Annotated in this window: 26 protein-coding genes and 1 other annotated feature; of the genes, 1 reads left to right on the forward strand and 25 read right to left on the reverse strand. The window is 29.0% G+C overall.

All coding sequences use genetic code 11. The features are described from left to right. Position 1: 1 nt before the first annotated feature. The 8 genes from ileS to TEGL_RS14725 form a co-directional block, all read right to left on the reverse strand. Positions 2-3,115: an isoleucine--tRNA ligase gene (gene ileS / locus TEGL_RS14690; RefSeq protein WP_018589824.1), complete on the reverse strand. Its 3,114-nt coding sequence runs from the start codon at positions 3,113-3,115 to the stop codon at positions 2-4. Between the two features lie 149 nt (positions 3,116-3,264). Continuing rightward, positions 3,265-3,490: a binding site (T-box leader), on the reverse strand. Between the two features lie 76 nt (positions 3,491-3,566). Then, positions 3,567-4,109 carry a DivIVA domain-containing protein gene (locus TEGL_RS14695; RefSeq protein ID WP_018589825.1) on the reverse strand — a complete coding sequence of 181 codons (543 nt, stop codon included), beginning with the start codon at positions 4,107-4,109 and terminating at the stop codon, positions 3,567-3,569. A gap of 11 nt (positions 4,110-4,120) precedes the next feature. Continuing rightward, complete coding sequence (locus TEGL_RS14700; protein WP_018589826.1) at positions 4,121-4,906, reverse strand: RNA-binding protein; 786 nt, start codon at positions 4,904-4,906, stop codon at positions 4,121-4,123. A gap of 13 nt (positions 4,907-4,919) precedes the next feature. Continuing rightward, positions 4,920-5,180 (reverse strand): YggT family protein, encoded by a 261-nt coding sequence (locus TEGL_RS14705; protein WP_018589827.1) that lies wholly within the window; start codon positions 5,178-5,180, stop codon positions 4,920-4,922. Between the two features lie 19 nt (positions 5,181-5,199). Continuing rightward, positions 5,200-5,670 carry a cell division protein SepF gene (locus TEGL_RS14710; RefSeq protein ID WP_018589828.1) on the reverse strand — a complete coding sequence of 157 codons (471 nt, stop codon included), beginning with the start codon at positions 5,668-5,670 and terminating at the stop codon, positions 5,200-5,202. Between the two features lie 23 nt (positions 5,671-5,693). Further along, a complete protein-coding gene (locus TEGL_RS14715; protein WP_018589829.1) occupies positions 5,694-6,389 on the reverse strand; it encodes a YggS family pyridoxal phosphate-dependent enzyme in 696 nt (231 codons plus the stop codon). 25 nt (positions 6,390-6,414) lie between these two features. Continuing rightward, positions 6,415-7,482: an HlyD family efflux transporter periplasmic adaptor subunit gene (locus tag TEGL_RS14720; protein WP_018589830.1), complete on the reverse strand. Its 1,068-nt coding sequence runs from the start codon at positions 7,480-7,482 to the stop codon at positions 6,415-6,417. Between the two features lie 106 nt (positions 7,483-7,588). Next, a complete protein-coding gene (locus TEGL_RS14725) occupies positions 7,589-7,735 on the reverse strand; it encodes a hypothetical protein (protein WP_018589831.1) in 147 nt (48 codons plus the stop codon). Positions 7,736-7,944: 209 nt separating this feature from the next. Here TEGL_RS14725 and TEGL_RS14730 point away from each other — a divergent pair, with 209 nt between their 5' ends. Then, on the forward strand, positions 7,945-8,253 hold the full coding sequence (locus TEGL_RS14730) for a DUF1540 domain-containing protein (RefSeq protein ID WP_018589832.1): 309 nt from the start codon (positions 7,945-7,947) through the stop codon (positions 8,251-8,253). A gap of 49 nt (positions 8,254-8,302) precedes the next feature. On the opposite strand, the gene serS is transcribed toward TEGL_RS14730, so the two are convergent. The 17 genes from serS to sigE form a co-directional block, all read right to left on the reverse strand. Continuing rightward, positions 8,303-9,580, reverse strand: coding sequence for a serine--tRNA ligase (gene serS, locus TEGL_RS14735; protein ID WP_018589833.1), 1,278 nt, complete (start codon positions 9,578-9,580; stop codon positions 8,303-8,305). Positions 9,581-9,902: 322 nt separating this feature from the next. Continuing rightward, complete coding sequence (locus TEGL_RS14740) at positions 9,903-11,387, reverse strand: alanine/glycine:cation symporter family protein (RefSeq protein WP_018589834.1); 1,485 nt, start codon at positions 11,385-11,387, stop codon at positions 9,903-9,905. A gap of 368 nt (positions 11,388-11,755) precedes the next feature. Beyond that, the gene (spoIVA, locus tag TEGL_RS14745; protein ID WP_026255030.1) at positions 11,756-13,231 is read right to left on the reverse strand and encodes a stage IV sporulation protein A; all 1,476 of its coding nucleotides are present in this window, start codon (positions 13,229-13,231) and stop codon (positions 11,756-11,758) included. 93 nt (positions 13,232-13,324) lie between these two features. Further along, positions 13,325-14,347 (reverse strand): NAD(P)H-dependent glycerol-3-phosphate dehydrogenase, encoded by a 1,023-nt coding sequence (locus tag TEGL_RS14750; RefSeq protein ID WP_018589836.1) that lies wholly within the window; start codon positions 14,345-14,347, stop codon positions 13,325-13,327. Positions 14,348-14,372: 25 nt separating this feature from the next. Next, a complete protein-coding gene (gene plsY / locus TEGL_RS14755) occupies positions 14,373-14,981 on the reverse strand; it encodes a glycerol-3-phosphate 1-O-acyltransferase PlsY (RefSeq protein WP_018589837.1) in 609 nt (202 codons plus the stop codon). 18 nt (positions 14,982-14,999) lie between these two features. Next, the gene (gene der / locus TEGL_RS14760; RefSeq protein WP_018589838.1) at positions 15,000-16,325 is read right to left on the reverse strand and encodes a ribosome biogenesis GTPase Der; all 1,326 of its coding nucleotides are present in this window, start codon (positions 16,323-16,325) and stop codon (positions 15,000-15,002) included. Between the two features lie 14 nt (positions 16,326-16,339). Then, the gene (locus TEGL_RS14765) at positions 16,340-17,671 is read right to left on the reverse strand and encodes a radical SAM protein (RefSeq protein ID WP_018589839.1); all 1,332 of its coding nucleotides are present in this window, start codon (positions 17,669-17,671) and stop codon (positions 16,340-16,342) included. A gap of 146 nt (positions 17,672-17,817) precedes the next feature. Then, complete coding sequence (locus tag TEGL_RS14770; RefSeq protein WP_018589840.1) at positions 17,818-18,018, reverse strand: capping complex subunit for YIEGIA; 201 nt, start codon at positions 18,016-18,018, stop codon at positions 17,818-17,820. Continuing rightward, complete coding sequence (locus tag TEGL_RS14775) at positions 18,019-18,951, reverse strand: YIEGIA domain-containing protein (protein ID WP_018589841.1); 933 nt, start codon at positions 18,949-18,951, stop codon at positions 18,019-18,021. It lies immediately after the preceding gene. Between the two features lie 23 nt (positions 18,952-18,974). Then, a complete protein-coding gene (locus tag TEGL_RS14780) occupies positions 18,975-19,916 on the reverse strand; it encodes a YIEGIA domain-containing protein (protein ID WP_018589842.1) in 942 nt (313 codons plus the stop codon). A 109-nt stretch (positions 19,917-20,025) separates the two neighbouring features. Beyond that, positions 20,026-21,309: a HAMP domain-containing sensor histidine kinase gene (locus tag TEGL_RS14785; RefSeq protein WP_018589843.1), complete on the reverse strand. Its 1,284-nt coding sequence runs from the start codon at positions 21,307-21,309 to the stop codon at positions 20,026-20,028. Positions 21,310-21,325: 16 nt separating this feature from the next. Next, positions 21,326-22,015 carry a winged helix-turn-helix domain-containing protein gene (locus tag TEGL_RS14790; protein WP_018589844.1) on the reverse strand — a complete coding sequence of 230 codons (690 nt, stop codon included), beginning with the start codon at positions 22,013-22,015 and terminating at the stop codon, positions 21,326-21,328. A gap of 12 nt (positions 22,016-22,027) precedes the next feature. Continuing rightward, positions 22,028-22,738 carry a peptidoglycan editing factor PgeF gene (gene pgeF / locus TEGL_RS14795; protein ID WP_018589845.1) on the reverse strand — a complete coding sequence of 237 codons (711 nt, stop codon included), beginning with the start codon at positions 22,736-22,738 and terminating at the stop codon, positions 22,028-22,030. A 1-nt stretch (position 22,739) separates the two neighbouring features. After that, positions 22,740-23,198: a transcriptional regulator NrdR gene (gene nrdR / locus TEGL_RS14800; protein ID WP_018589846.1), complete on the reverse strand. Its 459-nt coding sequence runs from the start codon at positions 23,196-23,198 to the stop codon at positions 22,740-22,742. Positions 23,199-23,223: 25 nt separating this feature from the next. Beyond that, on the reverse strand, positions 23,224-23,493 hold the full coding sequence (locus TEGL_RS14805) for a YlmC/YmxH family sporulation protein (RefSeq protein ID WP_018589847.1): 270 nt from the start codon (positions 23,491-23,493) through the stop codon (positions 23,224-23,226). A 116-nt stretch (positions 23,494-23,609) separates the two neighbouring features. Next, a complete protein-coding gene (gene sigG / locus TEGL_RS14810; protein ID WP_018589848.1) occupies positions 23,610-24,383 on the reverse strand; it encodes an RNA polymerase sporulation sigma factor SigG in 774 nt (257 codons plus the stop codon). 87 nt (positions 24,384-24,470) lie between these two features. Continuing rightward, the gene (gene sigE / locus TEGL_RS14815) at positions 24,471-25,190 is read right to left on the reverse strand and encodes an RNA polymerase sporulation sigma factor SigE (protein WP_051082119.1); all 720 of its coding nucleotides are present in this window, start codon (positions 25,188-25,190) and stop codon (positions 24,471-24,473) included. Positions 25,191-25,198: the final 8 nt, after the last annotated feature.

A 25,198-nucleotide genomic window follows, 5' to 3' on the forward strand; every position in this document is an offset into this window, starting at 1 on the left:
ACTATTTTCTAATAACTTTTATTCCTGTATCATGTCCATTTAAGTCAAACACTTCTAAAGTATTATCTTCTACTCTTTCTATATCTAATGCTAAAGTTTCGTTTTTGATATATTGGTCAAAATTACTTATAGCCTTAGCTATTTCATCATTTCCACAGAATTTTATATCAATATTATCTAGTACTTCAAAATCATTAGATTTTCTTAATTGTTGAACTTTTGATATGAATTCTCTTGCATATCCTTCTTCTATTAATTCCGGAGTTAAGTTTGTATCAAGAATTACGAATATGTTATTTTCCATACATACATCGAACCCTTCTTTAGAAGATATATTTATTAGAACTTCATCTTTACCAAATTCAAATATTTCTCCAGCTAAGTCAACTGCTACCTTTTCCCTAGATTCTAACTTAGGTACTACTTCATTAGCATTTAATTTTCCTAAAACTCCAGCAAACATTCCCATTTTCTTACCTAAAATAGGTCCTAAAGCTTTAAAGTTTGGCTTTAAGCTATAGTTCATATATTCGCTTAAATCTGCTGCAAATACTACTTCTTTGACATTAAGTTCTTCTTTTATTAAGTCTACAACGTCACTTATTTGAGCTTCATATTTTCCATCAACTAAAACTTTTTGAATTGGTTGACGAACTTTTATTTTACTTTCTTCTCTAGATGCTCTACCTAAAGTAACTAAAGCTTTAGTTATTTCCATTTTTTCTTCTAACTCTAAATCTATTAATTCTTCATTAGCTCTTGGATATGAAGCTAGGTGAACTGATTCTTCATTAGTTAAATCTCTGTATATTTCTTCAGAAAGATGTGGAGCAAATGGAGCTATCATTCTACAAAGTTCAGTTAATAATTCATAAGTAGTATTGTATACTGCTTTTTTATCTTCTGTTAACTCAGTAGCCCAGAATCTTCTTCTTGAACGTCTTATATACCAGTTAGATAAATCATCATTAATGAAAGCTTGTATACTTCTTATCGTTTTGTTAACTTCAAATATTTCCAAGTTTTCTTCAGTTTCTTTCTTTAAATGGTTGAATCTTGATAATATCCATCTATCAAGTTCTGGTCTATCTTTATAATCCACAAAGAAATCAGTTGGATTTACTTTATCTGTATTCGCATATAAAGCAAAGAAGTTATATACGTTTTTGATAGTTCCTATAAACTTACTTTGTATTTCTCTAAGACCTGATTCGTCAAATCTTATTGGAGTCCATGGTGGAGATACGTATAATAAATACCATCTTAAGGCATCAGCTCCATATTTATCAAATAATTCAAATGGATCTACTGTATTTCCTCTAGACTTACTCATTTTCTTACCATCTTTATCAAGAACAAGGTCATTAACAAGTACATTCTTGTAAGGAGCTTTTCCTGTTACAAATGTTGATATGGCAAGTAAAGAATAGAACCATCCTCTAGTTTGATCTATACCTTCACATATATAATCTGCTGGGAATAATTGATCAAAGTTTTCTTTATTTTCAAATGGATAGTGATGTTGAGCAAATGGCATTGCACCACTATCGAACCAACAGTCTATAACTTCTGTTACTCTTGTCATTGGTTTACCACAACATTCACATTTTAAATGTATATCATCAACATAAGGTCTGTGAAGCTCAACAGTTTTTGGATCTATATTTTCTATTGCTTTGGCAGCTAATTCTTCTCTTGATCCTACTGACTGCTTATGACCACATTCACATCTCCATACGTTAAGTGGAGTACCCCAATATCTTGTTCTTGATACTGCCCAGTCATTTAAGTTTTCTAGCCAGTTACCAAATCTTCCTTCACCAACGAACTTTGGATACCAATTAACACTATTATTATTTTCTATTAATTTATCTTTTAGTTTTGTCATTTCTATATACCAGCTTGGTTTTGCGTAGTATACAAGTGGTGTTTGACATCTCCAGCAGTGTGGGTAATTATGTTCTACTTTTATTTTTGAGAATAATTTATTTTCTTTTGCTAACCATTTTATTATCTCAACGTCTAATCCGTCTTCCATAACGAATTTACCTTCCCATGGAGTAGCTGTAAATTTACCACTTTCATCAACAGGTTGTAATACTGGTAAATTGTATTTTCTTCCTAAGTTGTAGTCATCTTCTCCGAAGGCTGGAGCAGTATGAACTATACCTGTCCCATCTTCAGTTGTTACATAATCACCTAAAGTTATGAAGAATGCTTTTTCATCAGTTGTTACAAATGGCATTAATTGTTCATATTCAACACCTTCTAAGTCAGCACCTTTCATTTCTTCTAATATTTCATAAGTTCCCTCTCCTAAAACTTTATTAGCTAAAGGTTTTGACACATAGTATATCTCATCATCTTTTTTAACTTTTAAATAATCTACTTCACCATTTACTGTTAATGCAACGTTTGAAGGTAGAGTCCAAGGAGTAGTTGTCCAAGCTAAGAAGTACTCATTTTCAGCATTTTTTCTTTTGAATTTAGCTACAACTGTATTCGTTTTAACCTCTTTATATCCTTGAGCAACCTCATGTGAAGCAAGACCTGTTCCACATCTTGGACAGTATGGAAGTATTTTATGTCCTTCATACATATATCCTTCTTTATTGAATTTATCTAATATCCACCAAACTGATTCTATATAGTTATTATCTAATGTTATGTATGGATTATCTAAGTCAACTTCATAAGCCATTCTTTCAGTCATGTTTCTCCATTTACTTTCGTAAGTAAATACTGATTCTCTACATTTTTTATTGAACTCAGCTATTCCATACTCTTCTATCTGTTGTTTATTAGTTAAACCTAATTCTTTTTCAACTTGAAGTTCTACTGGTAAACCATGAGTATCCCATCCAGCTTTTCTTTTAACTTGATATCCACTCATTGTTTTATATCTACAAACCCAGTCTTTTAAAGTTCTAGCAACAACATGGTGTATACCTGGGTTACCATTCGCTGTTGGAGGTCCTTCATAGAATACAAAGCTAGGATCATTTTGTCCTTTTTCTAATGTTTTTTCTAGTATATCTATTTGTTTCCAATATTCTGACACTTGACTCTCAGCATCTTTTACTGAAGAATCTACTAGTGGCTTAAATTTTGCCATGTTAAGTTCACCCTTTCTTAATCATTTATTAGTATAAAATTTAATTATTCCCATTTTTATTGACTTAAATGCCAATTCAAATATTTATAACTTTGGTTAGTTTAATTAAAAATATGGTATTTTGAATATAAAAAAACTCGTCCCCTAATAAAAGGGACGAGTTGAAATCGCGTTACCACCCTAGTTCTATATATACTTGCAAGTATATATAACACTCTATAGTTTAACGGCACTAACCGGCACAGCTTAATTGATTAAAATCTTTCAGCCTGCAGCTCCAGAGTGATTTTCAACTTTGTTCAATACATTGGTTCTCAGCTTATCCAACTCTCTGTAAAATATCCAAAAGTTTACTCTCTCTATCATTGCTTTTTAAAATATATAATTATATTCTTAAAGTATACAATAACTTATCTTTTCAGTCAACCTAATTATTATTAAAACATTTTTCTTATTCCATGGATGACGCAACTTCATCTTCTGCTAAAATATTATTATCCTCTTCAGGTAAGTCAATCATATTGAATGATTCATTGCAGTGCTCATCTACATTGAAAAATATCTCATCTATATTTGTCATTTCATCTTGAATTAAAGACTTAAATTTATTTCTAAAAATTTTAAACTCTTTAACTAAATCATCATATTCTTTTGTTAAGACTACTATTCTTTCTTTACAATTTTCTATAATTTGCTTTGATTTTAGTTCAGCATCTTCCACTATTATTTTTGCCTTCTTATTTGCAGCATCACAAGTATCTTTAGCTGCTGTTTGAGCAGTAATTAAAGTATCATTTAAAGTTTTTTCTATAGTTTTATATCTACTTACTTGTTCTTGATATAATTTTATTTTTTCTTTTAAATCTAAGTTTTCTCTATATAGATTTTCAAAATCTTCTTTTACTTTATCTAAGAATTCATCAACCTCATCTTCATGGTATCCTCTAAATCCCTTTTTAAACTCTTTATTTTCTATGTCCATTGGAGTTATCATATATTTCCCTCCTACAATAATATTTTTCCTTGAACTTTTATTTTTCCTTTTTTTGTTAAATCGCCAATACTATTTATTTGTGATCGTCCTTTTCCCCTTACAGAGATTAAAGACTCTGATTTTACTTCTTTTGAACAAGATGTGATTTTTTCATAATTCACCTGAACCTTTTCATTACTTATCAACTTAGCACTTTCTTGTCTTGATATATTATATAAACCACTTATTATACAATCTATTCTGTTTGAAGAAACTGTAAAGTTAATTTCTTTATAATTAGGTGGATTGTATACAACCTCTTTCCTAGAAATCTCTTTCAATTTCACGTTATTCCTAGCAACCTTTTCTAAGTTCATTAAAATAAAATCACATATATCAAAGGTAACAACTACCTGACAAAAGTTCTCATGTATAATTATATCTCCAATTTTTTCTCTCTTTATACCTAGACTTAACAAAGAACCCAGATAATCTTTATGACTGATTGATTTAAATTTAAAATTTCCTTCAATTTGTATAAATCTCAAAGTTTCTCTTATATCTTCATAGCCCATATAAAATGGATAAATAAATACCATTTTTCGTTCACTTTCATCGTATCCACCATCAACTGTATATTTTAAGTCATAGCTGGAATTTAAAATAGCTTTAACATTCTCCACTTCAAATGGATTTAGAAAATCACTAAATCTTACATCATAATTTTTTAAACAGCCATTTGCTTTGTCAATTATCCTAAACATCTTATTTTTTAAGTCTATATCTTTAATATGAGATGTTAATTTTAATTTGTCCATTTTATTATCTATTCTACCAAACCAAACTATATATTAGATTTTTAACCATTGATATTACAAAGAAAGCTATGATTGGTGAAAAATCAATTGGAATATCTATGTATCTAAATAAAACTTCTCTAATCGGACCTACTAAAGGCTCAGTAAACATACTTAATATCTCATATGCTTTTGAATATCTAGCTCCTGGAAACCAAGACATTAAACATTGTATTAAAATAAGCCAAGTTAGTATGTTCAAAAGCTTAATAAGCAATACGGCTATCATTTGCATGGTTTTTCTCCTTTATATATTATTTTTGCCACGGAAAAAATGCTTTACTTTCTAATTCTTTTTTTATATTTGCATCTATATCCACATTGTTTGGTGCTAATATAAATATTGACTTAGAAACTTTTTGCATACTTCCATCCAATATATATACTGCTCCACTTATAAAATAGTATATCGATTTTTTAAGCTCTGGCTCTTCTTCTACACTTTCTAAGTTAACAATTACAGCTCTTCTTTGTCTTAAATGATCTGCTATAATAGTTACATCATCGTATTTTTTAGGCTCAGCAATAACCACTTTCATTTGACTGTTAGTATGTATATTAACCACTTTACTACTTCTTGTTACATGAGAATTAGCAGCTTCTAATTTAGGTTCTTCTTGATCTTGTTCATCTTGAATACCTTCGTATCCTTCATCGTCTCCATCATATTCTTCTTCATCAATCGACATCCAATCTTTAAACTTCTTTATAAATCCTTCACTCATTTTATATTCCTCCCTAATATTTTCTATTTATTATAATTTCTTTGACCAAATATTGAAGTTCCTACTCTTACAATCGTAGCCCCTTCTTCTATAGCTATTTTGTAGTCATGGCTCATTCCCATAGATAAAGTATCCATTTCTACATTTGGTAAGTTTAAGTCATTAATTTTCAATGATAAATTCTTTAAACTTTTAAATACTTTTCTTATTTCTTCTTCAGCATCTATAAAAGGAGCCATAGTCATTAAACCTTTAATGTGTATATTTTTATAATTAGTAGATACATTCTTAACAAAATCTATTACGAATTCTTCTGCAAGTCCATGTTTACTTTCTTCTTTTGATATGTTAACTTGAACTAAGCAACTAATCTCTTTGTCTATTTTTTCAGCTCTTTTTTGAATTTCTTCACATAAAGATATTCTATCTAAGGAGTGAATCATATAAGCTTTATCAATTATATACTTTACCTTATTAGTTTGTAGAGTCCCTATTAGATGATATCTAACCCTATCACCAATAACTTCATATTTTCTAGCTAATTCTTGAGGTTTATTTTCACCTATATCTGTAATTCCTGCATCTATAGCCTCTAAAACCTTATCTACATCCACAGTTTTAGTAACTGCCATTAAATTCACATATTCTTGTCTATTACTTTCTTTTCTTATATTATCAATATTTTGTTTAATGGATATTATATTATCTTTAATTGACATAATTACCACCTTCTTATTAGTTATACTAGTTAATCTTTGCAATTCTTTTATTAATAAAATTTGGCTTTAAAATGATTCTGTCATGTAATTTAACCGTATTTATTCCACTAGCTTCATTACTTCTAAAGTCTACATATATGTAAGTATCGTCTTCAAAAGAAATTCCTTTAACTTCTATAAATTCAGGTTTATTATTTTCTTCATTTATTACATATACACCTGTTTTATTATCTTTTTTCACTAAAGATTTTTTTGGTATTCTTAAAGCTTCCATTTGTTTATATATTATATCAAATTCTTCCACTCTTGTATCATAAATTCCAATATTTTGTTGCGTAAATTTAACTATTACAATAGAATAATTATCCTTCTTACATATTTTATATATTTCACCATTTATTTCATCGTCCTTAATTTCAATTTTAACACTATCACCTTCATTAAACAACTTATTATCTTCTCTTACAAACGCCATATAACAATCATTATTATTTATTACTCTGGCTATAATACTGCCTTGTTTTACTTTTTCATGATCAGTTGCAGTTGGCATATAATTATTGCTTGCGTTATCTATATCTTCTCTAGTAATATTAGCTAAATAATCGCTTCCATATTTATTTTCATTGTTATCATACTTGTAAGATATAACCCCTGATTCACTTGCAGAGTAGTTAGTAGAATTAGATCTAATTTTTTCTTCTAATATATTTAATTCTTCTTTTTTTACAGATAATATTCCAATTTTCAATGAATTATTTTCACCTTCTAAATCTTTTATTTCTTCTTTTAATTTTTTTAAGTCTTCATTAATATCCTCATCTATATTGTTATTATATACATTAGCTATACTCTGAGATTTTTGAACTTTTTCATCCCTGTTCACTAACAAAGATAAAGTTCCATTAGTATCACTTTTTATTAAATATTCATCTCTTATAACAATAGCTTTTTCTTTTGTTTTCATAGTATAAAAATCATCTTTTAATACTAGTACAGATGTATTTAATCCTATTATTAAAGATATTCCTTTAAATATTAAGTATATAAATACTCCTAGTATAAAAAGTCTCGAACATTTTATTTTCTTCAATGGATTCACCCCAGTATTTAAATAATATTCTTCTTTAAAAGTAATTAATTTATAATTTCTTTAAATATTATTTAAATCCTTCTTAATATATAAATAGATTTACTTTTTAATCCTTATCTTCTATGCAAATTTCTTCTTTTTTCTTACAAAAACTAAACTTTGTTTCAGAAATCACAACTATAATAGATATAAAAACAAATCCTGTGGCAGGTTTTGTTATAATTTGTTCATTATAAACTATAATAAATAACATAACTCCAAAGTAAGCTTCCAAACTTAATATAAATGCTGCTAATCATAGATGTGAATAAGTACTTTTCAAATCAAAACTTTACCTAGTAATTAAACCATTCTTATAATATATCATTTAAATATATTTCAAAAAAATTATATATCTTTATACATACTTTATTTTCTTTGGATAAAAATAAGATAACGAAGTGTTTATTAGGAGGAAATAATATGTCTGAAAAAAAACTATATTGTAAAGCAACCAATTGTACTCATAATTACGATGAATATTGTCGCGCTGGTTACATAAATGTAAGAGGTAATTCTGCAGTAAAAACATCTGAAACTACTTGTTCAACATATTTTGCAGATAGTGTTGGTTTTTTTACTAGTGCTATAGAAGTAGGTGGATATACAACACCAGAAAATATAATTTGCGAAGCTTATAATTGTATTTACAATAAGGACACACGTTGTACCGCAAATAATGTTATGATTAATTCTCATTTTTCATCATGTGAAACATTTAAGTGCGAATAATAAAAAAAGAGAGATATTAATCTCTCTTTTTTTATTATGTAAATTAAAATTATTTTATAACATCTATACCCATATATGGTCTTAATGCTTCTGGTACTACTACTGAGCCATCAGCTTGCTGATAGTTCTCAAGTATAGCTGCAACTGTTCTACCTACAGCAAGACCTGAACCATTTAATGTATGGCAATATTCTGCTTTAGAGTTTTTATCTCTTTTAAATCTTATACCTGCTCTTCTAGCTTGGAAATCTTCACAATTTGAGCAAGAAGATATTTCAACGTATCTATTGTATGATGGCATCCATACTTCTAAGTCATATTTATACGCAGCAGTAAATCCTAAATCTCCTGTACATATTCTAACAACTCTATATGGTATGTTTAATTTTTGTAATAAATATTCTGCATTAGCAGTTAACTTTTCTAATTCATCATATGAAGTTTCTGGTGCAACTATTTTAACCATTTCAACTTTGTTGAATTGATGTTGTCTAACAAGACCTCTAGTATCTCTACCTGCAGAACCAGCTTCTGATCTAAAGCATGGAGTATAAGCAGTGTAATTTAAAGGTAATTCATCATATGATAGTATTTCATTTGCAACTATGTTTGTTAATGGTACTTCTGAAGTTGGTATTAAGTAGTAATCAGTATCTTCAACTTTGAACATATCTTCTCCGAATTTTGGAAGCTGTCCAGTTCCTATAAATGAGTTTGTATTAGCCATAAATGGTGGTATAAACTCTGTATATCCTTGTTCTTCTGTATTTGTATTTAAGAAGAAGTTAGCTACGGATCTTTCTAATCTTGCACCTTTGTCTCTATATAATGTAAATCTTGAACCAGTTATTTTAGCTCCAGTTTCAAAATCTAATATTCCTAAGTCAGTACCTATATCCCAGTGAGCTTTGAAATCAAAATCAAACTTTCTTGGCTCTCCCCATTTTCTAACTTCTACGTTATCATCATCAGTATCCCCTTGAGGAACGTTTGCATTTGGAACATTTGGTATTCTAAGTAATCTATATTGTAATTCATCTTGAACTTTTTTAACTTTTTCATCTAAAACTTTTATGTTTTCAGACAATTCTTTAAGCTTAACTTTTTCTGCTTCAGCTTCCTCTTTTTTTCCTTCTTTCATTAGTTGAGGTATTTTCTTTTGTTCAACGTTCATTTCGCTTTTTAAAGTCTCAACTTCTTTTAATAATTCTCTTCTTTGATCGTCTAGTTCAACAACAGCATCAAGGTCGAATTCTTTTTCGCCCCTTCTATCCATTGCTTTTTTAATATCTTCTAGATTTTCTCTTATCCTTTTGATATCTAACATTTTCTTTCCTCCTACATTTTATGTACAAATTGAATTATGTATATTCCCTGAGAAATATAAAACATAAAGTATAATCAATCCATTTTAACTATATTTTAAGCATTATAAATTATATTGTCAAATAATTTAACTTCTATATAATGAATTTCAATATTATTACTTTATTATATATAAGATTATAACCAATAATATTAATTATTTCACATATTATTCTAAAAAATATAAAAAATTTGTATTAATATAAAAAAATGGTTCTTTATAAATAAAGAACCATCTTTTTTATTATTTATTTACATTTATAATTAATAAAATTCAATTCATATTAGTCTACTTTTTGCTTGTTTCTATTTTCCCAGAAATCAGCATTTTTAATTCCCAGTGATACTGGGTCAAATGAAATTTCTTCACTAGACTTACCAGATTTCAATTGGGATTCGTAGTCGTTAAAACACTTCATTACTATATTTGATAGCAGAAGTATCGCTACTATATTCAGCCAAGCCATAAGTCCAACACCTATATCACCCATTGTCCATGCAAGTCCTGCACTCTTCACACATCCAAAGAATATCATTAGCAACATTACAATTTTTAATACATGAGTTGCCATCTTATTTCCTTTACCAGTAAGTCTCTTAATCATATAGTTTAAGTTAACCTCAGCTATATAGTAATAAGCCATCAAAGTTGTAAATGCAAAGAAAAATAATGCTATAGCAACAAATGCTGCACCAAATCCACTTATTAATGTATTAACTGCACCTTGTGTATAAGCAGGCCCTATTTGTTCAACAGTATATTGAGGTCCCGCATTGTATATAACTTCACCAGTAGCATTGAAAGTAGTATAGTTATCAGTTATTAATATCATAAATCCAGTAGCAGAACAAACGAATAATGTATCAACATATACTGAGAAAGCTTGAACAAAACCTTGTTTTGCAGGGTGAGATACTTCAGCTGCTGAAGATGCTTGTGGCCCAGTACCTTGACCAGCTTCATTTGAATAAACTCCACGTTTAACACCCCAAGCTATAGTAGATCCTAATATACCTGCAAAAGTTTGTTCAAAACCAAATGCTGATTTAAATATTGTAGCTATAACTCCTGGTAAATGTCCTATATTAACTATTATTATTATTATTGACATTAATATATATGCTCCACCCATGAAAGGAACTATAAATTCTGCAGCAGCACCTATTCTTTTAATTCCACCAAATATAACTATACCAACTAAAATAACTAATGCTATACCTGTAACTGATGTACTCAATCCAAATGCATTTTCAACAGATACTGCTATTGAGTTAGATTGAACACCTGGCATTAATATTCCCATTGCTAAAAGTGTAACTATGGCAAAAGCCATACCATACACTTTTGTCCATCCTTTTTTGCCAAAGCCTTTTTCTATATAGTAAGCTGGACCACCACAGTATTCACCTTCATGCTCTTCTTTATATAACTGACCTAATGTAGATTCTGCAAATGCTGAACCTGCTCCTAAGAATGCTATTGCCCACATCCAAAATAATGCTCCTGGACCACCCCAAGCAATAGCAGTAGCAACACCTGCTATATTACCTGTTCCTATACGTCCTGCTAGTGCAGTACAGAAACCTTGGAAAGACGAAATACCTTGTTCAGATTTTTCACCTGCGAATAATAAATGTACCATTTCTTTGATATTTCTAATTTGAGAGAATCTTGTTCTAAAAGAAAAATAAATACCTGCACCTAGACATAAATAAACTAGCCAATTACTCCATACCACATTGTTGACTGCATTAACAATGGTTTCCATAAAACCCCTCCTAATAATAAAATTTATCCCTAAAAAAATTAATATACCTGCGAGCAAAAGATATATTTATTAAATTATATTTTTGACACTTCGTTTTATAACTGAAAAGAATGCAAAAACACATACCTTTATACTCGTATTTAGATTAATTCTATATTTACTCCAAATTTCCTCTTTTTATTTTCAATTTTCTGAATTTTTTTTACAGTATGACTATTCTGATTTGACTATATATTCTAAATTGGAATAAAAAATAAAAATATATGAAATCATTATATTTTGCAAATAAAAAAAGAGCTAAATTTATCACATTTTAAATTTAGCTCTTTTTATTACATCAATATTTAATTTTAGTATTAAATTTGTTTTTATAGCAAAATAGTTATTATATTACTACTACCTTCATTAATAATTTTTTGTAATGTTTTTTGAATCTTATATCTTATCTCTTCTGGCATAGTATATAATTTACTTTGTAACTGCTCTTTAACTAAATCATTCAATGATTTACCAAACATATTTGATTCCCAAATTTCAGCTGGATTTTGTTCAAATTCTTCAAGTAGATATTTAATCATTTCTTCTCCTTGATTTTGATTTCCAACTATAGGAGATACTTCTGTTGAAATATCTGCTTTTATTATATGAAGAGAAGGTGCATTTGCTTTTAGTTTAATTCCATATTGCTTTCCTTGTTTTGTAATTTCAGGTTCTTCTAAACTAAGTTCATCAAGAGATGGTGCAACTACTCCATATCCTAAAGTTTTTGCATCACATAAAGCACTTTCGATTTTATCATACTCTACTTTAACCTTTGATAATTTTGTAATTAAATTAAGTAATTGACAGTTGCCTTCAATTTTGAATCCACTTTGTTCTTCTAATATTTCGTAGAATAATTCTTGTTTTGTACATACATCAATGTTTATTACTCCTTCTCCAAGGCTTACATCATCAACTTCACAATCTTCTAAGAAAGGTAATTCATTAAATCCATGTACTACAGAATCAATATCTCTTATTTTATCAATAGATTCTATTGATTGTTTTAAAGTATTAATTATATTAGTCTTAATCCAGTGATTATTAGGTAATCCTTCTACCCAATCAGGTAAATTAATTCTTATTTCAGCTAATGGGAAATCATATAGAACTGTTTCCATAACTTCCTCTATATCTTTTTCATCCATTTGATCCACATCCATAGGCACTACAGGAACTGCATATTTTTGTTCCAAATCATGTCTTAAAAATCCTGTTTCCTCACTATTTGGATATTTGGTATTCAATACTATTGCAAATGGTTTCTTTAATGTCTTTAATTCTTTTATAACTCTTTCTTCTGGAATTATATAGCTACTTCTATCGATTCCTGTAACAGAACCATCTGTAATTATTACAATTCCAATTGTAGAGTGATCTTTAATAACTTTTTTTGTTCCTATTTCTGCAGCTTTTTCAAAAGTCATAGCTTCTTTTGACCATGGTGTAGATACTAGTCTTTGCTTTCCGTCTTCTTCATGACCTAAAGCTCCATCAACTATGTATCCTACGCAGTCTACCATTCTGACTTTTAGAGATACAGTGTCTTTAATTTTTATTTCAACTCCATCAGCTGGAACAAATTTAGGCTCAACTGTCATTATGGTTTTACCTGAACCACTTTGAGGTATCTCATCTTTAGTTCTTTCTCTTTTGAAGTCATTTTCTATGTTAGGTAACACAAGGGTTTCCATAAATCTTCTAATAAACGTTGATTTTCCTGTTCTAACAGGTCCAACAACACCTATATATATGTCGCCTTGAGTTCTTTTAGCAATGTCTTCATATATATTGTTCATAATAATTCCCTCCTGCATATAATTTCTTAGTTAATTATATTTCAGGAGGGAATTTTTTATTACATATATATTTATACCTTATTCAATAAATATTCATTATTTAAATAAGCCATTATTAACTACTTCTTCCATTTCATGTTTTTTTGACCTAGTCATTAGTTCTAGCACAGCTTCATTAGGATTAGCACCTTCATACAAGACTGAGTATATAGCTTCTGTTATTGGCATATCAATATTTAAATCTCTAGAAACTTTATATGCTACTTCTGTGGCAGTTATTCCTTCAACTACCATTTTTACTTCATCTAATGTTTCTTGTAAAGATTTACCTTGACCCATAAGTATACCAGCTCTTCTATTTCTACTATGCATGCTTGTGCAAGTAACAATTAAATCACCTATACCTGCAAGCCCTGTAAAAGTGTTTACATTGGCTCCCATAGCAACTCCAAGTCTTCCGATTTCTGCAATTCCTCTTGTCATTAAAGCTGCTTTTGTGTTATCTCCATAACCTAAACCATCACACATTCCTGCACCAAAAGCTATAATATTTTTTAATGCTCCACCAAGTTCTACTCCTATTATATCAGGATTAGTATAAACTCTAAGGTAGCGACTCATAAAAGCATCTTGAACTTCCTGTGCATATTTTATTTCTTCACAAGCTGCAACTAAAGTTGTTGGCATATATTTAGAAACTTCTTCTGCATGTGAAGGTCCAGATAATGCTACATAAGGATTATTTGGCAACTCTTCTTTTGCCACATCAGAAAGTCTAAGACCAGTTCCTTTTTCTAAACCTTTTGCCACATCAACTAAAATCTGCTCTTTTCTAAGTAGAGGTCTAATTTGCTTGCATACACTTCTTACAGCTTGAGATGGCACTGCAAGTACAACAATTTCGCTATCTTTTATAACTTTCCCTAAATCATTAGAAACTATTAAGTCTTCTGGGAAAACAACCTCTGGTAAGAACCTACTATTTTTTCTCGTATCATTTATTTCTTTAACTTGCTCATTATCTCTTGTCCACATGAAAACTTTATGATTATTTTTATGTAAGCTAAGTGCTAATGCACTACCCCAGCTTCCAGCACCTATAACACACATCTTCTTCATAATAAACACCACCTAGTATAGTAATTTAATTTTTCTTTTGTCCTATTTTTCTTTCTGTGCCGCTTAGTAAGCGTTTAATATTTTCTTTATGGGTTATTGCTACTGATATGGTTAAAAATAATGTAACTAAAACACCTTTCGTATTATGATTTATAAGCATGATTATAGGAGATAAACCAATACCCAGTATAGAGCCTAAGGAAACATACTTAGTTATAGCTACTATTATTATAAAAAATCCTAAACACATTAGTGCAACTAGTGGATTCATTCCTAGCATAGAACCTAAAGAAGTGGCAACTCCTTTACCTCCTTTGAACCCCAGAAAAGCAGGATAATTGTGACCAAGAACAACAGCAACGACTGCAAAATAGGCACAAATACTTTGGTCCATATGAACTCCATAAGCAATCAACCTTGCTATTAATACTGCAACTAATCCTTTTAGAACATCTCCTATAAAAGTTAATGCTCCTGCTTTTTTACCTAATGTTCTAAGTACATTTGTAGAGCCTGCATTACCGGAACCCTGAGTTCTTATATCAACTCCAGCAAGTCTCTTTGCTACTATATAAGAAGTTGATATATTCCCAAGAAGGTAGGCAATTATAATTATAATTAAATAAATTAACATATTAACCCCCTAAAGTTTCTATCTTTTTCTATCCTTTTCTTTATATTCAAATTGCATTGATGTCCCTTCAAATCCAAAGTTTTCCCTTATTTTATTTTCTAAGTATCTTTGGTATGAAAAATGAGTTAAATCTTTACTGTTTATATATAAAGTAATCTTTGGTGGCTTGGTTCCCGTTTGAGCACCATAGTATATTTTAAGTCTCTTACCTTTATCTGATGGTGGTTGATTAAGCATTACAGCTTCACCAATTACATCATTCAATTGAGAAGTACTTACTCGCTTAGAGTGCTCCTCAGCTACTTTATCAACTGTATCTAATATTTTACTCATTCTTTGATTAGTTACTGCTGATACGAATATTATTGGAGCATACTTCATGAATGGGAACATATCTCTTATTTCATTTGTATAATTTCCAAGTGTTTTATTGTCTTTTTCTATTAAATCCCATTTGTTTACTACAAATATGCAAGCTTTACCTTCATCATGAGCTATACCTGCTACCTTTGTATCTTGTTCTGTAACACCTTCCGTAGCGTCTATAACTATTAACACTACATCAGCTCTAGATACTGCAGACATAGATCTAAGTACCGAGAATTTTTCAACTCTTTCATATACTTTACTTTTTCTTCTTATACCTGCTGTATCTATTAATAAATATTGTTGATCACCTTTTTCAAAGTATGTATCAACTGCATCCCTTGTTGTTCCTGCAATTGGACTTACTATAACTCTCTCTTCTCCTAATATTTTGTTAAGTATAGAAGATTTACCTGCATTTGGTTTACCTGTTATAGCAACTCTTATTATATCTTCGTTATACTCAGTGTTTAATCCTTCTGGGAAGTTTTCCACTATTTCATCTAATAAATCTCCAAGTCCCATGGCATTTGCACTTGATATTGGATGTGGTTGCCCAAGTCCTAATTCATAGAAATCATATATATTATCTTCTAGGTTTATATTATCAATTTTATTCACTGCTAAGATAACCGGTTTATTTGTTTTTCTTAGCATTAAACCTACTTCTCTATCTGCAGAAGTTATTCCACCTTTACCATCAACAACGAATACTATTACATGTGCCATATCCATGGCAAGCATAGCTTGGTTTCTCATTTGAGTTAATATTATATCATCATTTTCAGGCTCTATTCCTCCTGTATCTATTAAAGTAAAGTATTTATTTAACCACTCTACCTCTGTAAATATTCTATCTCTAGTAACCCCTGGCGTATCCTCTACTATTGATATTCTCTTTCCTGCTAATTTATTAAACAATGTAGATTTTCCAACATTTGGTCTACCTACTACTGCAACTATGGGTCTGTTATCCATATTTATTCTCCTTCCTATTTAGTTATCTTGTCTACTACATCAGTACCTCTATTTTCGCATGGTACTACTTCTAAATTCAATTTTTCTTCTAATTCTTTTAAAGTTATATTGTCTAAGAAAATTTCTTCATCAGCTTTCATCATAGACCTAGTAATATACAATGTTTCACCTAAGTCTTCACTTCTCAATTGATCGATTAAATCAGTAGCTGTTAAAAGACCGCTAACTGTTATTGTCTCTCCAAAGAAGTTATTTTTAATTCTATATACATTAATTTCTATATTATTAAATTTTTCCATTATTTTATTAGCCATATTGCACATAAATTCATAAGCGGATTTCCCTGTAGCAATAGATACTTTTTTTGATTTGTTTAATCGTGAACCAGATATTGTATCTAAATATTGTACAATTTCTGTTCCCATTTTCGTTATCATTCCAACACCATCTTCAAATTGGTCAAATCCCTCATACTCATCATATTTTAATAATGGCCTTTTTGCAAGAATATAAAACTCATCTGATAAAAATGCAAATCTAGTATTTAATTTATCCAAATATTTTTCTTGTAATTTATTAATTTGATCAATTGTACGTCCTGCACTTTTTTCATCAAATATGTCAAGTCTAGCAAGATTATCTCTATATCTTGTAATTCCTACTGGAACTATAGCAGCACTTTTTACATAAGGATGTAAACTTGACAAATCTTCCAGTGTCCTTTCTAATTCTTCTTTATCATTATATCCTGGACAAAGTACTATTTGAGCATTCATTTCAATTCCTGCTTCTGCAAGTCTCCTCATTATATCTATTAGCTTTCCTGCGAATTTATTGTTTATCATTTTTCTTCTTAGTTCAGGATTTGTAGTATGTACAGAAATATTTATTGGACTAATCCTATATCTTATTATATTATTAATATCATCCTCACTCATATTAGTTAAAGTAACGAAGTTTCCTTGTAAGAAAGATAGCCTTGAATCATCATCTTTAAAATAAAGTGTTTCTCTCATGCCTTCTGGTAACTGATCTATAAAGCAAAATACACATTTATTTCTACAACTTTTTGCTTTATCTATTATAGGATTAGTAAATTCTATGCCCAATTCTTCATCATAATCTTTTTCAATTTCGTATAAATATATCTTTCCATTTTTTTGTTTTTGAATTTCCAACTCAATATATTCTTCACTTATTAAAAATCTATATTGAATTATATCTTCAACTCTCTCTTTATTTACAGATAAAAGTATGTCTCCGACTTCAATACCTATTTCATCTGCAATACTATTTTTATAAACTTTACTTACTATATTATTAATATTTTTTACGTTTACTTCCATTTTGCATATCACCACTTTTCCACATAAATGTATTCTCTAATTTTAGATGTAAATACATCATTTAATCATACATGATTTAAAAAAATTAGTCAACTTGTATCTAGCTTTATACCCTATAAGTTAACAAAAGGTACCTCTAAGGTACCTTAATGTCTTACTACTATAAGAATTTCCTCAGTTATTTGATGAACCATACCATCCACACATTTTGCTACTAGTAAAGCTTTCTTTTGCATATCGTCATCATCATTTGCATAAAATAGAGGACATCCTCCTGATATACTCATATTTTTATCTGTAGTTATTACTGCCATTGTATACGAATTAATGCCTATATCATTTCCCATCTATCTACTTTCCTTTCCTTCAATTCTTAGTTTTTTTAATGCTAAGTGTTTACCTCTAGCACTGTCTAGTATTGGACAAGATTTAACTGCCTCTATTACTTTTCTCTCATCTTTTTCCATTGGTATAAATGCTATATATATAGCTTGGCTGACTGGATCTTTTCTCGGTATTGGAGTAAAAGCAGGTTCATCACTTTCTTTAAGTACTCCAAGTCTCGAATATAGGTTGTAACATATCGCCTGTCTCTGTCCGGGATAACTTAGAATACCTGCATTAGTATAACTATTATTTTTAGGTCTTATTTCAATACCTATACCATCTTTTAAATACCTCTCTCTATCCCTTTTTAAACCAACATTTGTTATTCCTTTCAAATTACCAACCTTTAACAAAGTACCATCTACAAAACTAATATCTACAATAGATACTTCAGCTATATCATCAATACATTGTCTTGATAGGGCTTTTCTAAGAAGAAGAGCTATTGATAGACCAACTACTGTACTTATTATTGTCGATGAATTATTGCTTATATTAGTTTCATTATTTAAACCATAAAAACATGCTACAGTTATAAAAGATGTTACAATACACATGTAATTTCTTATTTCATAAGTTCTTGCTATTTCTTCAATAAATGAATTTCCTCTAGGAACTAGCTGAGTAGGTTCCAAGTCTTGCAAAGTATTTCTCCTACTACTTCTTACTTGTCTAAATTGTTCAGCTGCTAAAGATAAAAATGTAATTGATGTATAAGACCTATTTATTAATGCTGGAATTAATAATGACCCTAATGCAGATGCCACAAAAGCTAATACTATTTGTGAAGTTAATATATTGGGTTGTGTTGGATATTGTTTGTTATCAAGATTCAACATAATCAATCTTGAAGTTACCCCTATTGTTAACCCTATAAAAAATATGTTGTCCATTTACTCACCTCTTATTATCACTTTTATTTAAAAAGTAATGATTTTTTCTTATAGGCACTTTGTTTGCCTTTTGATGTATCTAAAATTGGTGTACTTCCTGCTGCTTTCATAAGTGTTATTTCATCTTTTAATAAAGGTATTATAACAATTACTACAGATTTCTTTTTTAAATCTGTTTCTGAAATTGCTAGTAAATCTCTGTCATCCACATCTTTATCCATACCAAGTTGAATATAAATATTATGCATTATAGCTTTTTGTTGCCCTATATCATTTATTGTTCCAAAGCTTCCCATATCTTTAGGTACTATTTCTATGGCAACACCCTTTTCTAAATATTTCTTTCTGCTGTCTTTTAAACCAATATTACCCATAATGACATCATTAACCTTTAAAAGTGGTCCATCAAATGTTATTTTTCCTAGATATACATCTGCTAAATCATTAACACTTTTTCTTCTTAGTAATCTTCTAAATATAAGCGCTAATACTATACCTCCTACAGTTGAAGTAACTGTACAAACAAGCACACTATCGTTATATATTCTAGATGTAAATATGTATATCAAAGAAGCTATTAAAGCCGAGAATAGACTTACATAACTTCTCACTTCATAAGTAGATGCAATTTCATCAATATATGGCTGTCCTTTATCTATCAAGTCATCATTATCAATATTTTCTAAAGTAATTTGTTCTTGTTGTGATAAACCTTGAAATTGTTGTATTCCTACTGCTAAAAAAGTTAAAGCCGAAAACTCTTTATCAATTAATGCAGGCAAGGCTACAGAACCAAGAGATGCAGCCAGCGCTGCCACTATTATTTGTTCTATATAATCCTGTGGTCTTGATGGATATTGTTTATCTTTAACCCTTAGTACAAAAAATCTACATAAAGTTCCTATTACCATAGCTGTAATAAAAGCATGTCTAAATAGAGCATCATTTATTTGACTATCATTCATAAAACTAAATCCTCCTAATAATTTAATACTTTTATAGTAAATTCAAAATTCCTTACTAAAAATCTATAAATTTAGTTTGTGCAAAAAATAAAAAAAATTTCCTACTAATCTAGGAAATTTTTTTCGGTAATTTTACTATGAATTTGCTACCCTCTCCAAGCTCGCTTTCTAAGCCAATGCTCCCCTTCAGTGAGTGAACAATATGTTTTGTTATAGCTAGACCTAAACCTGTACCACCTACAGATCTACTTCTAGCCTTATCTACTCTATAAAATCTTTGGAATATTTTACTCTGGTCTTCTTTTGGAATACCAACTCCGTTGTCTATAACTTCTATTACTATTTCATCATTTTTTGTAAATTGGTTTACAGTTACTCTTCCTCCTTCTGGAGTATATTTTATAGCATTGTCTATTAAGTTAAGAAGTAACTGTTTAAGGTAATCTCCATAGGCCTGAGCTACTACTTCTTTATCCTCAAAATTATATTGTAAATCAATTTTTTTTGAACTAGCTATATAATTTATCATCTCATATACTTCTTTAAAAACATCATAAAGAATTATATTTTCCATTACTAAATTATTTTTGCTTTCTATTGATGACAATAAAAGGATATCTTCTATTAACCTTTTTAATCTATCAGACTCTTTCTGGATTATAGCTAAAAATCTATTTCTTTTATTTACCGGCAAGTCTTCATTCATAATTAAGGTCTCTACAAATCCATTTATTGATGTTAGAGGCGTTTTTAGTTCGTGACTAACATTTGCCACAAAATCCCTACGCATATTTTCTAATTTTACAATTTCTGTTATATCTTCTATATTAATTATAGAACCTATAATAGCATTTTTAGAGTTTTGCAGATATACAGGATCAATTTTTATTCTATAAACAATTTCATCATCTAAGGTTATATTATTACTATGATTTTCTTTACTTCCAATATATCGTTCTACCCCTCTTAGAATATCATCTACATTAATAACTTGTTTTAAATTTTTCCCGTCTTCTTTTCCATTACATTTACTTTTTATCATTCTACGAGCTTCATCATTAATTAAAATAATATTACCATCAATATCTATAACTATAATTCCATGAGAAATACTTTTAAGCACTGAGGTAAGTTGAAGATGTTTATACTCAACTTCTTCAATTGTATTTTCCATCGTCTCCATCATAAAATTAAAGTTTCTAGTAAGCTCACCAAGTTCACCTCTAGCCGAAGTTTGTAGTCTTGAGTGAAATTCTTTATTACTTACTTTCTTAGATAATTTAATGAAACTTTTTAAAAATCTTCTTATAGTTATTGTATATCTGTATAAAAGTATTGCCACACTACAAGCTAGTAACATAATAAAAAAGTAAATACCACCAATAGGTTCCATATATTATCTCCATTTCTTACTCTATTTTATATCCTATACCTCTAATAGTCTCAATATATTTCTCATTACTATCTGAGCTTTCTATCTTTTTTCTTAAATATCTAATATGAACATCTACTGTTCTAGTTTCACCATAAAACTCATATCCCCAAATTTTATCTAATAAAAAGTTTCTAGATAAAACTTTTCCTTTGTTTTGAAGTAAAATTTTTAATAAATCAAATTCCTTAAGAGTTAAGTCTAGTTTTTCTCCATTTTTAGTTGCTTCATGTTTAATTAAATCTAGTTTTATATCTTTTACCGTTAATATTTCTTCTTCTCTTGGCGAACTCATATTATATCTTCTTAAAACAGAACTTATTCTAGCTAATAGTTCTTTAATGCTGAAAGGTTTTGTAATATAATCATCTGCACCACCTACTAAACCTTCAACTTTATCACTTTCCATATTTTTAGCTGTAAGCATAATAACAGGTATGCTCTTAAGATCCTTATCTCCCCTTATTTTCTTTAATACGTCTATGCCACTTATATTTGGTAACATCCAATCAAGTAGTATTAGGTCTGGTTTATTTTCCTTTGCTTTTAAAAAACCATCAAATCCATCATAAGAATAGTCCACAATATAATCTGATGTCTCCAAATTAAATTGTAGTAGCTCTACTATATGCTCTTCATCATCAATTACAAGAATCTTAGTACTCATTATTATTCCTCCCTATCTAATTTGAATCATTGTTCCTATTCTCTTTGATGTTTTATTATGCTTTCTGTAAGAATAGAACTTATCATAATTACAATTAGTACATATTTGAAGATTTATTATATTTTCTTCTTTAACTTTACAATCTTTTAACATAAGTTCGTTAATTTTCCATAAATCCAAATAATATTTATTATCTTTTATTATATCGAATTTTCCTGCATAATTTGCTAAATTTGTGTTAAATTTTTCAATTAGATCTTTTGAAACTTCATAACAGCATGGCCCTATTGATGGACCAATTACACATATTAAGTCTTCTGGATTAGAATTATAATTCTTACTCATTTCTTTTATAGTTTTTTCACTTATATTATCATAAGTACCTCTCCATCCTGCATGAGCTAACCCTATAGCTTTATTAACTGGGTCAACAATTACAACAGGCACACAATCTGCTGTTAATATTAATAACGGAACTTTAGGAACATTAGTAATTAAAGCATCTCCTTCAAGCCTTTGTCCTATATTATTTTCATCAATTTTATTAACGATACTAGAGTGAATTTGAGAATTTCTTGTTAAATTTATTAACTTAAATTCGTCTTGTGTAAATGACTTAAATAAATCATCTTCATTTTTTGCATCTATATCAGTAGTTGTTATAGCTAAGTTAACAAAATCCAATTCTTTTTCTATTCTATCTACAGTTATATAGTTTTTCATATTATTTATCCTTCTCCATTAGTATTGTTTTTAATTCATTAACAAAAGTATTTATATCTTTAAATTGTCTATAAACAGACGCAAATCTAACATAAGATACTTCATCTATATCTTTTAGTTTGTCCATAATCATTTCGCCAATTATTTTTGTTTCTATCTCAGTCATATAGTTTTTATTTATTTCATTTTCTATGTAAGATACTACCCCTTCAATTTGATCAATAGAAACTGGCCTCTTTTCACAAGATTTTATCAGACCATTTTTTATTTTTTCTCTATCAAAATATTCTCTTGTATTATCTTTTTTCACCACCATAACAGGTGTTGTTTCTATAGTTTCGTAAGTTGTATATCTTTTCTTGCAAGATTCACACTCTCTCCTTCTTCTAATAGAATTACTATCTGTATGTCTTGAGTCTACAACCTTAGACTCCTTATAGTTACAATAAGGGCATTGCATAATCTTCCTCCTTAGTTAAGTTAGTTTAAATTTTTATTTCATCAATGTCTAATTTTCTTTCTGAGCCTATATCTACTATTATGGTGTCACAACCTATTTTTAATATATCATTCCAAAATATCACATCTAAATCCATTCCTCTAGAAAAAAATCCTCCACTACCTTCTCCTGTAGTTGAAAAAGATATAACTTTGCCTTCATTAACATCTATATCTATGTCCGTTATAAATCCCATCTTCTTTCCATTTTTTACATTGATAATTTCTTTATCCATTATATCAGATACTCTTATCATATTATAACATCCTCCTTAAAAATACAAAAAAAATATATTTCTCTCTTAATAATTTTTATGCAAAAAAATCCTTAGTATTCTTCTACTAAGGATTTATTCTTCATATTTAATTATAATTAAATGTACTTTCTCATATTTTTTAGTGCATTTTTTTCAATTCTTGAGACTTGCGCTTGAGATATTCCTATTTCATCTGCCACTTCAATTTGTGTACGGCCCTTATAAAATCTCAAGTCCAATACAAGTTTTTCCCTGTTATTAAGTTTTTTTATTGCTTCTTTCAATGCTATTTCTTGAAGCCAGTGCTCATCAGTATCTTTTTTATCCTGAACTTGATCCATCACAAATATGGCATCACCATTATCTTGGTATACAGGGTCAAATAAAGATATTGGATCTTGTATAGCATCTAATGCCATAACAACAGATTCAACATCCAGCTCTAGCTCCTTTGCTATCTCTGAAACTGTTGGTTCCTTTGAATTGCTTCTAATTAATCTTTCTCTAACTTGAAGAGCCTTATAAGCAATATCCTTTAATGATCTACTAACTCTTATAGGATTATTATCTCTTAAATATCTTCTTATTTCACCTATTATCATTGGAACCGCATAAGTTGAAAACCTAACATTTTGACTTAAATCAAAATTATCTATAGCTTTTATAAGACCGATACAACCAATTTGAAATAAGTCGTCAATATTTTCTCCTCTATTGTTAAACTTTTGAATGATACTTAGAACTAGCCTTAAATTACCCCTAACAAACTGTTGTCTAGCTTCTTCATCGCCTGCCTTAATTTTAACTAGAAGGTCCATCATTTGAGCATTTTTAAGAACTGGCAATTCCGATGTATTTACACCACAGATTTCAACCTTATTAATTTGCATAAGTTTCAGTCCTCTCTTAAAAGATTCTTTATATGAAATTATTTACATATCATATATTTTTATACTTTTATCGAGATTTTATTTATTTTATACAAATTTTTTCATTTCCTTTTTTAACCTACTAATAATTTTCTTTTCAAGTCTTGAAATATAGGATTGAGATATACCAAGGATATTAGCCACTTCCTTTTGCGTTTTTTCATTTCCTCTTGTACTTAAACCAAATCTTAATTCCATAATTTGCTTTTCTCTATCTGATAATTTATCCAAAGCCATAAATAATAAATTTTTATCTATTTCCTCTTCAATAATTTTATATATTTCATCATTTTCTGTTCCAAGTACATCTGATAGCAACAATTCATTACCATCTAAATCAGTGTTTAAAGGTTCATCAAATGAAACTTCCGCCTTTTTCTTATTATTTTTTCTAAGATACATTAATATCTCATTTTCTATACATCTAGATGCATAAGTTGCTAATTTAATATTTTTATTAGATTTAAATGTATTAACAGCTTTTATAAGCCCAATTGTTCCTATTGATATCAAATCTTCAACATCTATACCTGTATTTTCAAATTTTCTAGAAATATAAACTACTAATCGAAGATTTCTTTCTATTAAAATAGTTTTTACATTATCGTCCTTTTCAAGTCTGTCTATTAACAATCTTTCCTCGTCTGGCTTTAAAGGTGGAGGCAGTATATTTACACCGCCCATGTAATACATGCCATTAGGTTTAATTATACCTAATTTAGATCCTATCTTCACTACCCAAGAGTTTATTTTCCACTTCATTTTCATTAATGTTA

Origin of the sequence: Terrisporobacter glycolicus ATCC 14880 = DSM 1288 (assembly GCF_036812735.1) — a bacterium.
GTDB classification, from domain to species: domain Bacteria; phylum Bacillota; class Clostridia; order Peptostreptococcales; family Peptostreptococcaceae; genus Terrisporobacter; species Terrisporobacter glycolicus.

What these genes read in the sequence shown, in the direction of transcription:
- TEGL_RS14705 (WP_018589827.1), bottom strand. Translation starts at nt 5,180, where the DNA reads ATGCAAATGATAGCCGTATTGCTTATTAAGCTTTTGAACATACTAACT.
- TEGL_RS14805 (WP_018589847.1), bottom strand. Translation starts at nt 23,493, where the DNA reads ATGATAAGAGTATCTGATATAATGGATAAAGAAATTATCAATGTAAAA.
- TEGL_RS14700 (WP_018589826.1), bottom strand. Translation starts at nt 4,906, where the DNA reads ATGGACAAATTAAAATTAACATCTCATATTAAAGATATAGACTTAAAA.
- TEGL_RS14730 (WP_018589832.1), top strand. Translation starts at nt 7,945, where the DNA reads ATGTCTGAAAAAAAACTATATTGTAAAGCAACCAATTGTACTCATAAT.
- TEGL_RS14695 (WP_018589825.1), bottom strand. Translation starts at nt 4,109, where the DNA reads ATGATAACTCCAATGGACATAGAAAATAAAGAGTTTAAAAAGGGATTT.
- TEGL_RS14785 (WP_018589843.1), bottom strand. Translation starts at nt 21,309, where the DNA reads ATGGAACCTATTGGTGGTATTTACTTTTTTATTATGTTACTAGCTTGT.
- pgeF (WP_018589845.1), bottom strand. Translation starts at nt 22,738, where the DNA reads ATGAAAAACTATATAACTGTAGATAGAATAGAAAAAGAATTGGATTTT.
- der (WP_018589838.1), bottom strand. Translation starts at nt 16,325, where the DNA reads ATGGATAACAGACCCATAGTTGCAGTAGTAGGTAGACCAAATGTTGGA.
- nrdR (WP_018589846.1), bottom strand. Translation starts at nt 23,198, where the DNA reads ATGCAATGCCCTTATTGTAACTATAAGGAGTCTAAGGTTGTAGACTCA.
- TEGL_RS14775 (WP_018589841.1), bottom strand. Translation starts at nt 18,951, where the DNA reads ATGGACAACATATTTTTTATAGGGTTAACAATAGGGGTAACTTCAAGA.
- TEGL_RS14765 (WP_018589839.1), bottom strand. Translation starts at nt 17,671, where the DNA reads ATGGAAGTAAACGTAAAAAATATTAATAATATAGTAAGTAAAGTTTAT.
- TEGL_RS14770 (WP_018589840.1), bottom strand. Translation starts at nt 18,018, where the DNA reads ATGGGAAATGATATAGGCATTAATTCGTATACAATGGCAGTAATAACT.
- TEGL_RS14710 (WP_018589828.1), bottom strand. Translation starts at nt 5,670, where the DNA reads ATGAGTGAAGGATTTATAAAGAAGTTTAAAGATTGGATGTCGATTGAT.
- TEGL_RS14750 (WP_018589836.1), bottom strand. Translation starts at nt 14,347, where the DNA reads ATGAAGAAGATGTGTGTTATAGGTGCTGGAAGCTGGGGTAGTGCATTA.
- ileS (WP_018589824.1), bottom strand. Translation starts at nt 3,115, where the DNA reads ATGGCAAAATTTAAGCCACTAGTAGATTCTTCAGTAAAAGATGCTGAG.
- sigG (WP_018589848.1), bottom strand. Translation starts at nt 24,383, where the DNA reads ATGCAAATTAATAAGGTTGAAATCTGTGGTGTAAATACATCGGAATTG.
- TEGL_RS14740 (WP_018589834.1), bottom strand. Translation starts at nt 11,387, where the DNA reads ATGGAAACCATTGTTAATGCAGTCAACAATGTGGTATGGAGTAATTGG.
- TEGL_RS14790 (WP_018589844.1), bottom strand. Translation starts at nt 22,015, where the DNA reads ATGAGTACTAAGATTCTTGTAATTGATGATGAAGAGCATATAGTAGAG.
- serS (WP_018589833.1), bottom strand. Translation starts at nt 9,580, where the DNA reads ATGTTAGATATCAAAAGGATAAGAGAAAATCTAGAAGATATTAAAAAA.
- TEGL_RS14715 (WP_018589829.1), bottom strand. Translation starts at nt 6,389, where the DNA reads ATGTCAATTAAAGATAATATAATATCCATTAAACAAAATATTGATAAT.
- TEGL_RS14780 (WP_018589842.1), bottom strand. Translation starts at nt 19,916, where the DNA reads ATGAATGATAGTCAAATAAATGATGCTCTATTTAGACATGCTTTTATT.
- sigE (WP_051082119.1), bottom strand. Translation starts at nt 25,190, where the DNA reads ATGAAAATGAAGTGGAAAATAAACTCTTGGGTAGTGAAGATAGGATCT.
- plsY (WP_018589837.1), bottom strand. Translation starts at nt 14,981, where the DNA reads ATGTTAATTTATTTAATTATAATTATAATTGCCTACCTTCTTGGGAAT.
- TEGL_RS14725 (WP_018589831.1), bottom strand. Translation starts at nt 7,735, where the DNA reads ATGTTATTTATTATAGTTTATAATGAACAAATTATAACAAAACCTGCC.